This window comes from Staphylococcus capitis subsp. capitis (assembly GCF_040739495.1).
In the GTDB taxonomy this organism is placed as follows: Bacteria; Bacillota; Bacilli; order Staphylococcales; family Staphylococcaceae; genus Staphylococcus; species Staphylococcus capitis.
Genome location: NZ_CP145263.1, coordinates 466,787 through 480,894, shown reverse-complemented (window position 1 = coordinate 480,894; position 14,108 = coordinate 466,787). Strand labels below are relative to the sequence as shown.

At 32.0% G+C, this 14,108-nt stretch carries 10 protein-coding genes and 1 pseudogene; 7 read left to right on the top strand and 4 right to left on the bottom strand.

Translation table 11 applies throughout. The annotated features are described in order from the left end of the window. The first annotated feature begins 7 nt into the window (after nt 1-7). Entirely contained in the window at nt 8-706 is a 699-nt protein-coding gene (locus tag V6C74_RS02310; RefSeq protein WP_002432309.1) for a hypothetical protein, read from the top strand. A gap of 144 nt (nt 707-850) precedes the next feature. Beyond that, entirely contained in the window at nt 851-2,059 is a 1,209-nt protein-coding gene (locus tag V6C74_RS02305) for a multidrug effflux MFS transporter (protein ID WP_002453938.1), read from the top strand. Between the two features lie 46 nt (nt 2,060-2,105). Here V6C74_RS02305 and V6C74_RS02300 read toward each other — a convergent pair whose 3' ends face one another. Next, on the bottom strand, nt 2,106-2,573 hold the full coding sequence (locus tag V6C74_RS02300) for a GyrI-like domain-containing protein (protein ID WP_016898598.1): 468 nt from the start codon (nt 2,571-2,573) through the stop codon (nt 2,106-2,108). Between the two features lie 157 nt (nt 2,574-2,730). On the opposite strand from V6C74_RS02300, the gene V6C74_RS02295 reads away from it, so the two are divergent. Further along, on the top strand, nt 2,731-3,342 hold the full coding sequence (locus V6C74_RS02295) for a C39 family peptidase (RefSeq protein WP_002453940.1): 612 nt from the start codon (nt 2,731-2,733) through the stop codon (nt 3,340-3,342). Between the two features lie 64 nt (nt 3,343-3,406). On the opposite strand, the gene V6C74_RS02290 is transcribed toward V6C74_RS02295, so the two are convergent. Next, nucleotides 3,407-4,216 carry a metallophosphoesterase gene (locus V6C74_RS02290; RefSeq protein WP_002453941.1) on the bottom strand — a complete coding sequence of 270 codons (810 nt, stop codon included), beginning with the start codon at nt 4,214-4,216 and terminating at the stop codon, nt 3,407-3,409. 337 nt (nt 4,217-4,553) lie between these two features. On the opposite strand from V6C74_RS02290, the gene V6C74_RS02285 reads away from it, so the two are divergent. Then, nucleotides 4,554-5,957: an amino acid permease gene (locus tag V6C74_RS02285; protein ID WP_103175485.1), complete on the top strand. Its 1,404-nt coding sequence runs from the start codon at nt 4,554-4,556 to the stop codon at nt 5,955-5,957. A 248-nt stretch (nt 5,958-6,205) separates the two neighbouring features. Continuing rightward, on the top strand, nt 6,206-8,413 hold the full coding sequence (locus tag V6C74_RS02280; RefSeq protein WP_103175484.1) for a sodium:proton antiporter: 2,208 nt from the start codon (nt 6,206-6,208) through the stop codon (nt 8,411-8,413). Between the two features lie 126 nt (nt 8,414-8,539). Here V6C74_RS02280 and V6C74_RS02275 read toward each other — a convergent pair. Beyond that, nucleotides 8,540-10,369 (bottom strand): annotated as a pseudogene (locus V6C74_RS02275) (APC family permease). A 289-nt stretch (nt 10,370-10,658) separates the two neighbouring features. Between V6C74_RS02275 and V6C74_RS02270 the strand changes: the two are divergent. Both V6C74_RS02270 and yidC read left to right on the top strand, forming a co-directional pair. Further along, a complete protein-coding gene (locus V6C74_RS02270) occupies nt 10,659-12,158 on the top strand; it encodes a serine hydrolase FLP (protein WP_002453946.1) in 1,500 nt (499 codons plus the stop codon). Between the two features lie 180 nt (nt 12,159-12,338). Beyond that, nucleotides 12,339-13,160: a membrane protein insertase YidC gene (gene yidC / locus V6C74_RS02265; RefSeq protein WP_002453947.1), complete on the top strand. Its 822-nt coding sequence runs from the start codon at nt 12,339-12,341 to the stop codon at nt 13,158-13,160. Between the two features lie 149 nt (nt 13,161-13,309). On the opposite strand, the gene V6C74_RS02260 is transcribed toward yidC, so the two are convergent. Next, nucleotides 13,310-14,107 carry an NAD(P)-dependent oxidoreductase gene (locus tag V6C74_RS02260; RefSeq protein WP_016898596.1) on the bottom strand — a complete coding sequence of 266 codons (798 nt, stop codon included), beginning with the start codon at nt 14,105-14,107 and terminating at the stop codon, nt 13,310-13,312. Nucleotide 14,108: the final 1 nt, after the last annotated feature.

Genomic DNA, 14,108 nt, shown 5'->3' with positions numbered 1-14,108 from the left:
TGACATTATGAAAAGAACAGATAAGTATAGAGATTCATACAAATACGATAATCAATATCAAAACCACCGACGTCGAGCTGAAGAAGACGAATTTCGAAATCGAGCTCAATCTCCAAATAAAATGAACGGTCAACGTTCTAATCAACGAGAATTTGAGGATGAACCAGAACGTTACTATAATGGTCGTGATTATCGTCGTGAACAACAACTTGAAGAGGAAAATGAAAAATCAGGTCGAACTAAAAAATGGCTTATTGCTATCATAGTTATTTTACTTATTATAGTAGCCATTTTTGTTACCCGTGCCATCATGAATCACAATGATGATAAAGTAAATAATGATCCTAATGTGTCTCAAAATTATAAAAAGCAAGTTGAAAGTCAAAATGATGATATCAACAAACAAGTTGACTCAGCGAAAAGTGATATTAAAAATAATAAAAATAGTGAATCTCAAATTAGCAAATTACAAAATGAAATTGATAAATTAAAACAAAAAGAAGAAAATAATGCTGATTCTAAATTCACACAATTTTATCAAAAACAACTTGATAAACTAAAAAATGCTAATAACGCACAACAAAACAATGAAAATCAAAGTAAAATTAATAGTATGCTTGAAGATATCAACACTAAATTTGATAGCATTAAATCAAAATTAGAAAGTATATTAAACGGTTCAAGTTCTGATGGACAAAGTAATTAATCATACTAACCTAGCAAGGTCGTTTAGGATAACGACTTTGCTAGGTTTTTTATGTATACACAAATTAGTATTTAAGTTTAGTACTTACAAACTCATGTAAAACGTATATAATTGATGTTGTAATTTGTTCAAAGGAGATTATTTATGACTCATTCAAGTGCCAAGCACTTTTCAATGATATTAATCATTATCTTAGGTGTCATGACAGCATTCGGTCCACTTACGATCGATACATATACACCTTCTTTACCTAAAGTACAACATGATTTTGGAACTACAACTTCAGAAATCCAATTGACACTATCCTTTGCAATGATAGGACTCGCGCTTGGGCAATTCTTATTTGGACCTATTTCAGATGTCTTTGGTCGTAAACGAATTGCCACGATATTAATGATGATATATTTAGTAGCCACTTTTTTATCTATATTTATCGGTCACTTAACGTTATTTTTAATTCTACGATTGATACAAGGTTTAACAAGTGGCGGTGCTATCGTCATCGCCAAAGCGTCTGTTGGAGATAAATACCATGGTAATGAATTAGCTAAATTTTTAGCCTCATTAATGGTAGTTAACGGGATTATTTCCATATTAGCACCATTGCTAGGCGGTTTTGTATTATCTATATCTAACTGGAGAATGATATTTGCATTTTTAACGCTTATCGCTTTTATAGTTTTAATTGGTATTTTCTTAAAAATGCCAGCCCATACTCAAACAATGCAAACACGTCTTCAATTTAAAGATATACTTAAAGATTTCTTGTATTTACTTAAAAAACCGACATTCGTTATTCCTATGTTGCTACAAGGTTTAACCTATGTGATGTTATTTAGTTATTCATCAGCATCTCCTTTTATTACTCAAAAAATTTATCACATGAGTGCACCTCAATTCAGCGTGATGCTTGCTATTAACGGTGTAGGATTAATCATAGTTAGCCAAATTGTTGCACTACTAGTAGAAAAAATTAGTCGTCAAAAATTATTAATTTATTTAACGATTATGCAAATTGTAGGTGTAATATTACTTATTGCGACGTTAGCTTTACATCTTCCTTTATATGTATTACTCATCGCATTTTTCATTAATATTTCGCCAGTTACTTCAATTGCGCCATTAGGCTTTTCAATGGCAATGGAAGAGCGAACAGGAGGTAGTGGTAATGCCTCTAGCTTGCTAGGTTTGTTCCAATTTATATTAGGAGGAATTATCTCTCCATTAGTTGGTTTAAATGGTGAACATGATATGACTCCCTACTTACTTATAATTAGTGTTACTGCTATCTTACTAGTTTTACTACAATTCATTTATTTTAAGCTTTATTCAAAAAACACTATATCTCATTAAAAAGTAAAGCCTCCCTTCAAAATGTAGAAGTGAGGTTTCATTATTATTATTGAATTGGCATCCATATCTCAGTGACGTAAGATTCACTTTGTGTATCACCTGGTCCGTATAGCTCAAAGAATGGGGCTTGTTTTATTTCAATATTTTCTCTAGGAATAAGTTCATGATGTATATCATTCATTGTTTGCTGAACACTTTTAGGGACAGGTCCTTTAGCTTCGACAACTAAATACTTTCCACCTTCTAAGTTGAATGTCTCTAAACCATCATGAGGATCTTCTGTACTTGTCACACCTATAGCGTAATCCATTGTTCTATCTTCTTTAGGCAGACAAACACCTAACAAACCGTTCAATTGGTTATCGCTTTTTTGCAATAATCGTTCATCTAATTTCATAGTATGCACATCTTCCCAGAAATCCGGAATATTACTTTGAGCGTGTCCTCCGCTTTTATAATGCCTATAAGCGCCTATGACTTTTGTGCTTTCAAGATTTTCTATTCTATAGTCCATGTTCATCTCCCCCATTTTAATTTTACTCAATTATCTTATAACCCATTTTCAAAATAATAACCTCATCAAATAGAACAAACATTTTAATATACTAAATGAATGGCACGTTATATAATATTAAATATTAAATGAATACCAATTTGTTGAGGAAGAAATTATGAAGAAAACCATTTTACCAGTTAAACCTATAAGTCAATTATTTCCAATCCCTATGGTTATGGGATGTGAAGGCGTATCTGCAGCAATGTTACTACAATTTAATCATCATTCAATTAAAGCAATGGAAATTATGAGCAAATGGCCTAAACATCCTAACAATCCATATAAAGGTTACGTCGGCCACCCACTGTTAGTGAAGTTAGGTTACCACCAAACCATCTTTCCTGCTGCATTCGTTCCTTTCCTCAAGCAATATGACAATCGTGTTAAAGATGGTTCAGGTTCTAGCTTAAAACAACTTGAACGCGTAATTGATCAAGGACAACCTGTCATTATATATCATACAAGTTTAGGTGCTAGACCCTTTCACCGCGTGTTCCGTCTTGATAATAAACCTACTAGACTTGTATCGAACATTCATGTCACATTATTAATAGGTTATGATGATACTTATTACTATTATATTGATCCTTTGTGGACACAACTAACTAAAGGAATTGTCATACCTTCAATCATTCCAAATCATAAACAGATAATCAAAATAAAAAAACAAAAATTAGAACGTAGTTATAATGCACCAGGCCAAATGTGTGTATTCGTTCAACCATAATAAAAAGTAAAATCTCGAGACAAAGCGTTGTTGTCTCGAGATATTTTTTAATTACAATTAAATTTTAAATATGGAAATCTATTAACGCATGATTGATTTCTTTAGCTAAATCTGATGTTCTCCATTGTCTTTGATAACCTAGACATGGGCACATGTAAGTTGTATCACTATCTCTTAGTTCTTTTCGAAAATGAACATGCCCCATAATACTATATTTAATAGGATATTTCTCATAAATATAATCAAAATCTTGCGTCCCAATAAATGCATTAAAAAAATCAAAAATTCGATGTGGTGTAGGTACAACAAATTGTGGATGTGTAACCACATGTGTCATTAAAATAATATTACGGTCATCAACGTTCTTGATATCTTCATCTACCATTTGGGCTGCCACTTTTGACAACTGTTGGTCTGACGTAGTCCAGTCAATTCTTACTTTATCTTGCCATGTCGCCCCGTAATGTTTGCCTTTTTTAATTTTGTCTAATGAAAATCGCTTATCTGCATAACTATAATCATACCAACCTGTATGACCAACGATGGCCCACTCATCATTAACAATCAATGGACGTCCTATTAAACATTCTTCTTGTGTTTTATAAAATTCTAAGATCTCAGTTGATGATTTATCCGAGCCATCGGACCACAAATCGTGATTCCCAGGTATAAAATAAGTTGGAATTTGTATCATGGCTTTTAAATGGACAATAAACTGATAACTCATTTTATAATCATTAGAAATATCTCCGGCAATCAATAATATATCCAATTTCCTCTCATTAACTACCTCTGCCAAAATATTGAGATAGCTTTCCGGTTTGAGTTTTGGGTGGCGATCAATATGTAAATCTGAAATTGTACCTATTTTCATGATTTGACCCTTCTTACATTAGATTACAATAATTTTTATTATTACATATCCAGAAATTAAAGTTAATTAATCAGTTTAGTAATATTACTTGCTATTTACAAAAATAAGATTATAATTAAGTATATTTTTTAGCTTTACTGAATTTTTATAGATACAAATAATATCAATCTAATTTTTTTGATTATTCTAAAAAATCATAAGTATTTATTATCATAAACACTCTTATAAATGTATTTACTTATATTTCTGTAAATCATTGCTTTATCAAAATTGTTTCTATAATATTAGACGAAAGAAAACGCTTTCATAAACATTTGTTTTTCTGAGGAGGAAGTCTATGGCTAGACAATTGCATAGGGAGTTAAATAATAGGCATATCCAATTAATTGCTATTGGTGGTGCTATTGGAACTGGATTATTTCTAGGTTCTGGGCAAACTATTTCTTTAACTGGACCGTCACTATTATTTACTTATATGATTATTGGGATTATTTTATTCGCATTTATACGTGCTTTGGGAGAATTGTTATTAAGTAACTCTAAATTTAATTCATTTGTAGATATCGCAAATGAATATTTAGGGCCTTTTGGAGGATTCGTAATAGGTTGGACTTATTGGATTTGTTGGGTCGTTTCGAGTATGTCAGATTTAACAGCCATGGGGCAATATTTCGCATTTTGGTATCCTCAGGTCCCTCATTGGTTAACTGTGTTATTTATTGTACTGATTTTAATTTCATTTAATTTATTAGGCGCCCGTTTATTTGGAGAACTTGAATTTTGGTTCTCAATCATTAAAGTTGTAACTATCGTAGCGATGGTAATTGTTGGGTTGGTTTTAATTTTCCTATCATTTAAAACGCATTACGGTCATGCTTCATTCACCAATTTAGTTAAGCACGGAGGCATGTTCCCACATGGTCCTTTCGGATTCTTAATGTCATTTCAAATAGCAGTCTATTCCTTTATTGGTATTGAGCTTATCGGTGTAACAGCTGGTGAAACAAAAGATCCTGAAAAGACTATCCCTAAGGCTATTAATAACGTTCCTATTAGAATTTTACTCTTCTACATCGGTGGTTTATTAGTCATCATGTCAGTCATTCCATGGGATAACATTGACCCAGATAGTAGTCCTTTCGTAAAGCTATTTAGTATTATTGGCATACCTTTTGCAGCTGGTATAGTGAACTTTGTTGTCCTAACTGCAGCCGCTTCTGCTACAAATAGCGGTATTTACTCTAACAGTCGTATCTTGTTTGGTTTAGCTAAACAAGGTTTGGGACCTAAAGTATTAACTAAAACAAATTCTAACGGCGTACCCTACCTTTCAATGTTCGTATCATCGATTACTTTACTTGTAGCAGCGTTGTTAAATTTTATCTTCCCAGATGCAATTAAACTATTTATATATGTTACGACTTTATCAACTGTACTCTTTTTAGTAGTTTGGGCAATGATTATCGTGTCATATATAGTTTATGTTAGAAAGAATTCTGAAGCACATAGAAATAGTAAATTTAAATTATTCGGTGGTCAAGGGGTTGCGTTTGTCGTATTAGCTTTCTTCTTCTTTGTATTTATATTATTATTCTTTAGTGCTGATACACGTGCAGCAATCTTTATTTCGCCAATCTGGTTCATATTCTTATTCTTCTACTATAAAAAATATAAATCAAATGCCAAAGCGTTAGCTGAAAAACAACATTTAAGCAATCAAAAGCAAACTAAAAACATATAAATGTTCTCTTTAAAAACATCTTAAAGAATAATATTTGTTATTCTTGCGCTTATATAAGATGTCTTCAATTATTACTCTTAGAGTGGCGGAACTATAAAAGAATTATAAACAATTCTTTTTGTTCCGCTTTCTTTTTTTGGGGTAATAATTAATACAAATTAAAGTTAAATTCTGCTAAAAGTTGTGTATATGTGATTTACATTTTTAAATGGTAAAATATATGTTATTGATTTATAGAGGAGAATCATATGGAATTATTAGAAGCTTTTTTAATTTTTATATTTGCAGTCATTGTAAGTTCTGTCTTACATAATATGTTTCCTAAAATTCCAACTGCATTTATTCAGATTGGTTTAGGTGTTATCATCTTTACTCTACCTATTCCAATGCATTTCGAATTTGATTCAGAAGTATTTATGATGGCCGTTATTGCCCCATTATTATTTGTTGAAGGAACGCATGTGTCTCGTTCTAAATTATTGGAATACCGTAAACCCGTCATTTTAATGGCAATGGCCTTAGTTTTTACAACGGTTATTGGCGTCGGTTACTTTATACATTGGATTTGGACCGATTTACCAATGCCAGCTGCTTTCGCGATAGCTGCGATTTTATGTCCTACTGATGCTGTGGCCGTATCAGCCATTACAAATGGGAAAGTTTTACCTAAAGGATCAATGTCTATTCTAGAAGGGGAATCATTGCTGAATGACGCAGCAGGTATCATTTCATTTAAAATTGCGGTCACTGCGCTTGTCACTGGTGCATTTTCAGCAATTAACGCTATCGAACAATTTATTATTTCGACAATCATCGGAATATTAGTCGGTGCCATCTTCGGTATTATTGTCGTGAGAATACGTATCTACCTTACAGCGAACAAAGGATTAAAAGATAATAACACATTAACATTTATCCAATTATTGACACCCTTCGCTATTTACTATATAGCTGAAACATTGCATGCATCAGGTATTATAGCTGTAGTAGTAGCAGGTTTAATTCATGGTTTAGAACGTGATAGATTAATCCGTGCACAAACAGAATTACAAATGAACTTTACACAAATTTGGAATACGTTTAGTTATGCACTGAATGGCTTTGTCTTTGTTGTACTAGGATTCATCGTACCTGAGGTTGTTATGGAAATTGTTAAAGATGAACCTGAAAATATTAAATTCTTAATTATGATCACCCTACTCATTGCGCTTGCTATTTATGTATTTCGTTTTATTTGGGTATTTGTATGGTATAAAGACTTTTATTTCCCGAAAAATATTCAATATTACATGGATAACTCAGATGAAGAAGAAACACCTCCCAATCGAGCACACTATGCTTTTATAATGACAATGTGTGGGATTCACGGAACGATTTCACTATCTATGGCATTGACCTTGCCGTATGTAATTAGTAATGGACATCGTTTTGAATATCGCAACGATTTATTATTTATTGCATCATTGATGGTATTAATCAGCTTAATATTAGCTCAAGTCATTTTACCGCTCATCACGCCTTCTGAAGAAGTATCTCATTTCAAAGGCATGAGTTACCAAGAAGCGAAAATATTTATCGTTCAGAATGTGATAGATCATTTTAAAAATGAATCTAAAAACAATACTTCCATAGATTATAGACAAGTGATGAACCAATACTTTCAAGAATTAGCATTTCTATTAAATATTGAACCTGATAGTAAAAATACAAAAGAGTTGCGACGTTTAGAAGATATTGCAGAAGATGTGGAAACAAATACGTTACAAAAGCTTATCGATAATGGGAAAATTGATGCTACAAATGTTCGAGACTATCGTAATGTCATGGATGCTACTCAAGCTTATAATGAGAAAACGTTTGTAGAGAAATTTACTCGACTCTTTAAAATGATTTACTTGCGTTTTAAAGCTAGAAAAAATCGTAAAAAAGAAGAACGTTTAGTTCATAAACAAGAGCATGCGAGACTTAAAGAATTACACCAATCAACAAGTGACAATAAAACTAGAATTCGTGAGCAGCGTGAAGCATATAAAAATTCAAGACAAGAATTAAAAGAAGAACGTAAATTGAGAAAACAGCAGTTCCATGATAGTTACAAACAAGTTCAAAAAATCTTGCGCATCGTCAACCACCATATCGTGTTGAGATTACGAGAGGAACAAGATAGCTCGAATGTTTTAGAGGTAAGTTTAGTAATCAATCAGTATTATTCATTATTACGTATGTTACGTAGTCGTTCACGCCAAGACTTTAAATCCACTAAATCCCAAACACAAAGTAAAAATGACCTTGTTCCGGAAAATTTAAGAAAGTTAAAATTAGAAGGTTTATATAAACAAAGAACTATTCTGGATAAGTTAATCCAACGTAATAAAATAACGAATGATGTTGCAACACAAATTCGTGAAAATATTAATTACAATGAAATTGTTTTATCTCACGAATCAAAAGAATAAGGCGTATCATTTCAAAAATATGACTTTTAAATAGCTATGTATATAAAAAGGCTCAGAAAGAAGATTGTGATCAATCTTTCTGAGCCTTATTTAGTATGGTTACTTGTTCTCTCATACTGTCTCACATTATTTAGTTAATTTAAATGGAATGGTACATAATATAACGTTTTTTTGATAGATCAAATGCATTTTCAATCTGAAGCTTGTTTGATTGTGAAGTAGATTGTGCCATGGTTTTTTGGGAATAAATTCAGGCACAACTACTGTGATTAAATAGTTTTGATCATTCGCTTTTTTACGAATTTTGTCGATAAATCTTGAGATTGGACGAATGATACTTCTATATTCTGAATGTAAAATAACTAATCTTACATCTGGGAAGTGTCATTTCCATTTCTCCATTAATGCTTTATCATCTTCATCTCCAAAAGTGACATGGACTGCGATAACATCGTTATCAGCTAACATTTGAGCATAATAAATTGACTTATCAACCGCCGTCGTAATACTAGGTATTGGCACAATAGCTAAATTACGATCTACAACAGGAATGTCATGTACATCGATATCTGAGCGTAATTGTTGAGCTATATTTTTATAATGCGTATTAATTCTCATAAATACAGATACTACAAATGGTAAGAAGAATAATATTGGCCATACTTGAGTAAATTTAGTGATTAGAAGAATCATAAATACGATAAAAGTAATTGTTCCACCCACTAAGTTAAATGATAGTTTAATACCCCAACCTTTAGGACGTTCTTTTACCCACTTCAAGACCATACCAAATTGTGCTAATGTAAATGGAATAAACACACCTACAGCATATAATGGAATTAAATTTTCAGTCATTCCGTTAAACACAATAATTAATATAATCGCCAAGACACCTAAAACAATAATTGAATTTGAATATCCTAAACGATCACCACGAACTATGAACATACGTGGCATATACTTATCTTTAGACATTGATGCAGTCAACATTGGAAATGCAGTAAATCCAGTATTGGCAGCTAATACTAATATCATTACTGTTGTTGCTTGAACGAAATAGAATGCAACGTTATTACCAAATATTTTTGAGGCCAGTTGAGATAACACAGTAGTCTCTGTTTGAGGCATTACACCATAAACGTAAGAGAGCCCTACGATTCCTACAAGTAAAACTGCTAGAATAGTCCCCATAGTTACTAATGTTTTGACTGCATTTTTCGGAGCAGGATCCTTAAAGTTGGTGACAGCATTAGAAATAGCTTACACACCTGTTAAAGAAGAAGCTCCAGAAGAGAAAGCCTTTAACAGTAAGAATAATGTTACCCCCGGTACTGCAGTGCCAACAGTTGAATGCATATGTGGTTGCACGTCTCCTATAGCAACACGATATGTTCCTACAATAATTAATACAATTAATCCTATTATGAATAAATAGACTGGATAAGAAAGTACAGTGGCTGATTCTGTAAGCCCTCTTAAATTCATAATTAAAATGAACAAAACTAATAAACAAGCAATTAACACTTTAAAATGGTATAAGCTTGGAAAAGCAGCGACAAACGCATCTGCACCTGATGAAATACTAACTGCAACGGTTAGAATATAGTCTACTAATAGTGAACCACCTGCGAGCAATCCCCATTTCTCACCGAGGTTCGTTTTAGAAACCATATACGTACCTCCACCTTTAGGATATGCGTATATAACTTGTCTGTATGACATGATTAAAGCTGCAAGTAAGATAAGAACTGCACCAGCGATTGGTAAAGTATACCATGAAGCAACAGCACCAATTATTGATAAAGTGATCAATATTTGCTCTGGTCCATAGTTGACAGATGATAAAGCATCGGAAGACAGGATTGCTAAACCTTTAAATTTAGTAATTTTTTCATCCTTTAAGTCTCTATTTTTCTTTGGACGCCCGATTAAAAGTCTTTTAAATTGATTAAACATAACGCTTACCTCTTTAACTCTTTATCAATGGCTAAACTATACTCCCATCTCTATAAAATGTATAGGTTTTCAAGTCATCTTTTAATATATCATTTACTCCATTAGTGTTAAAGTACACTTATTTTTAGTTGCGTTTTACAAAATTTTTAACTATACAAAAGATTGATAGCAATGTAATGAGTCTTTTTATGAAGTATTTTTCAAGAAAGCTGGTATAATAATAAACACTTATCGCATTTGGGTTGTACACAATCGAATGTAAATACCAAGATTAATTGAGGAAAGCGCAATGAAAAAGAAACATTTTATCATCACTATTGTAGCCATGATGATTCTTATATTAAGTGGTATATTAACAAAACATTATACCGCTCATAGTAAAACGGAGAGTATGCTTACCCATCATTCACAGAAACAAATCGATCATATCGTTCACTCAGCAATGAATAATGGTAAGATACCTGGTGTCTCCGTGCTTATTGTTAAAGATAATAAAGTCTTTTTAAACAAAGGTTATGGTTATGCCAATGTGGATCAAAAAATGAAAGTGACCCCTCAAACAAAATTTGAAATTGCTTCAAATACGAAAGCTTTTACTGGATATGGGATTCTTCAACTTGCTGAAGAAGGTAAATTAAATTTAAATGATAAAGTATCAAAGTACATTCCAGACTTTTATATGACATATAACGATGAGAAAAAAGATATCACTATTAAACAATTGCTAGGACATACAAGTGGCATACCGAGTGATATTACTGAAGAGGATCATTATTCGGAAGATTATAATAGTCTGAAACATATCGTTGAATATGCTAAAGGGAAAGAATTGAATAATGCGCCTGGTGACAGCTTCGAATATTCAAATATGAATTATGATATCCTAGGTTTAATTATTCAAAACGTCTCACATCAATCTTATCAATCATATATTAAAGAACATATATTAGAGCCGTTACACATGCGACATACTAGTTTCAAAACTACAAGTAAAAAAGGTAAAAACGAAGCTACTGGCTATGAATTAGTAAGTGGTGAAGCTATAAAGACTACACCTGAATTTAATATTGGTGATACCCCATCAGCTTTTATGATGACGAGCACCAAAGACTTAGAAAATTGGATTAAACAACAATTAAAACCTTCATCTAAAATGAATTCTATAATCAAACAATCACATCAAAAGATTTCAGAAACTGAAAATCAATCAGACGATGATGGTTATGCTGCAGGTTGGTTTATTAATTCGAGCATCCATATTATTTCTCATCCAGGTACTCTTAATAATTTCTCGTCAGAAATTTTACTTAATCCTACGAAATCTTACGGAATTGTCGTGTTAGGAAATATGAATTCATCTCAAGTAGCAAATCTAGCTGAAAACTTAAGTTCACAAATTTTAAATAATGATCACTATACAACTATTGAACAAAAAATTGATGAGTCTAAAAGTTTTAATCATACGATAACTATTATAACCGGTCTTGGGGCATTCATGTTTTTACTTCTGAGTTTAATACGACTTAATCACTTAAAACACCAACGTGTAATCTATGATAAAAGGAAAGTTCCATTTATAACATTCCTCCTGATCATCACATTATTTGTCATATTGAGTATTGCTATTTATTTACTTCCTCTGTTTATATTAGGAAATGTAAGTTGGACATTTGTATTATCATGGTTACCTGCACATGCGAAGTGGCTGTTAACGAGTGTTTACCTTTTCTTGTTAATGATGATGATATGGTTATCCATTAATGTTTTGACACGTCATCCCAAAAGTTAAATATCAGATTTTAACACTTAAGCAATGAATCTTTACATTTAAGAATGATTGCACATTCTAAAGTTTCAATTTTGATACTTTTAGAGTGTGCAATTTTTTATATCTATAAATACTTTGTACGTAATTTTTTGTTAAAATTCAATTATATTGTTAGAGATAGAGATAAAAAGGAAGATGACTATGCACAAACGACTTGCATTAATATTGTTAAGTTTAATAATATTTTTAGCCGGCTGTGATTACTCGAAAAAAGAGAATCAAACAGGCTTTTTCTATAATTTATTTGTTAAACCAATGGACAGCTTACTTCACTTTTTAGGTAGATTATTTAATGACAATTATGGTTTAGCTATTATTGTTATTGTTCTTATTGTACGATTTATATTACTACCTTTAATGGTAATTCAAGTGAAAAATATGCATATGATGCGTGAGAAAACGAATGTGGTAAAACCAGAATTAGATGCGATTAGAGAGAAAATCAAAAAGGCTGACACTCAAGAAGAACGTAATGCGGCTAATCAATTATTAATGAAGAAATATAAATCATATGGAATTAACCCTTTTAAAAACATGATTGGATGCTTTCCGGTAATTATTCAAATACCAATACTAATGGGGTTATACATGAGTTTGAAATATCCAACAAGTGATGGAATCACTAAGTATCCTCACTTCTTGTGGTTTAACTTAACAGAACCAAATTTAATTATGACAATCATCGCAGCTAGTATGTACTTTATTCAACCATTAGTCAATTCAATTCATTACCCTAAAGATCAAAGAAAAACATATTATGTAATTATGGTAGTTTCGCCGATATTCATTACATATGCTTCTTTAACTTCCGCTTCAGCACTTGGTCTATACTGGAGTATCAGTGCAGCATTCCTAATAGTTCAAATGCATCTTGCACACTCTTATTATGGGAAACAAGCTAAAAAAGAAGCAGCCAAACTTAAAAATCAATTAGAACTAAACCAAGCTAATAAAACAGAGTAATAATTTGAATTAATAGACCATATAAATAGCACTATTTAGAGCGTGAAGACATCTATATAGTAGATGAACTAAACACTCTAAATAGTGCATTTCTTTTATTCTATAGGATTCATACCATCTTTCCATGTTGAATAGATGAGTTTACCACCTTATGCTTTGAATTTGTCATTCGTCACACCTCGTTCAAATGGTTGTGCGGGTTGTATTGTTATTTTTGGATTAACCTGTAATTGATTCTTATACCATTCAGCAAAATCAGAACCTTTTACAGGTTCATCGTCAGCTACATTGTAAATACCATTATCAAAATTAATCGCTTGAATAGACGTTTCTACAGCATCATCAAGATGCACAAATGATGTAACACCATCACTTAAAGTAACATTACCGTCGATAAATTGGTTATAAATCATGCCATCTTTGCCATACCAAGTACCTGGTCCATATAACCAACCAAAACGTAAAACAACATATTCTCCTAGACGTTTAGTTTCATTTTCAAGACCTTCTACGCCATCGACTGTAACCTTTCTGTCTCCAGTAGAATTATAGTCTAAAGGCGTTTCTTCTGTAGCTAATCCTTCACCAGCTTCATAGGTAAAAGCAATGCTCTGCGCGATTACTTTTCTAACGTTATGCTTAATTGCAGCATCCATTAAATTTTTAGAACCATCAATTCTCACTTTAGTATTCGCACTCATATCTACATTTTTTAAATCAGTAATCTGATTGATAATGATTTCAGGTTTAAAAGCTTCTATAGCTGCATCAATTGTGTCGGCTTTAAGAATATCACCGACATAAGGTTGCACACCTGCATTTTCCAATTTCTGTTTACCATGTTCTGATGTAGTAAAACCTGCGACTTCATGTCCCTCTTCTTTAAGACGTTTTACTAATTTCGTGCCAATTAAACCTGTTGCTCCTGTTACAAATATTTTAGTCATT

Excerpts from the sequence above, each read along its gene's own strand:
- V6C74_RS02260 (WP_016898596.1), bottom strand. The coding sequence starts at position 14,107 with ATGACTAAAATATTTGTAACAGGAGCAACAGGTTTAATTGGCACGAAA.
- V6C74_RS02300 (WP_016898598.1), bottom strand. The coding sequence starts at position 2,573 with ATGGACTATAGAATAGAAAATCTTGAAAGCACAAAAGTCATAGGCGCT.
- V6C74_RS02305 (WP_002453938.1), top strand. The coding sequence starts at position 851 with ATGACTCATTCAAGTGCCAAGCACTTTTCAATGATATTAATCATTATC.
- V6C74_RS02310 (WP_002432309.1), top strand. The coding sequence starts at position 8 with ATGAAAAGAACAGATAAGTATAGAGATTCATACAAATACGATAATCAA.
- V6C74_RS02295 (WP_002453940.1), top strand. The coding sequence starts at position 2,731 with ATGAAGAAAACCATTTTACCAGTTAAACCTATAAGTCAATTATTTCCA.
- V6C74_RS02290 (WP_002453941.1), bottom strand. The coding sequence starts at position 4,216 with ATGAAAATAGGTACAATTTCAGATTTACATATTGATCGCCACCCAAAA.
- yidC (WP_002453947.1), top strand. The coding sequence starts at position 12,339 with ATGCACAAACGACTTGCATTAATATTGTTAAGTTTAATAATATTTTTA.
- V6C74_RS02285 (WP_103175485.1), top strand. The coding sequence starts at position 4,554 with ATGGCTAGACAATTGCATAGGGAGTTAAATAATAGGCATATCCAATTA.
- V6C74_RS02280 (WP_103175484.1), top strand. The coding sequence starts at position 6,206 with ATGGAATTATTAGAAGCTTTTTTAATTTTTATATTTGCAGTCATTGTA.
- V6C74_RS02270 (WP_002453946.1), top strand. The coding sequence starts at position 10,659 with ATGAAAAAGAAACATTTTATCATCACTATTGTAGCCATGATGATTCTT.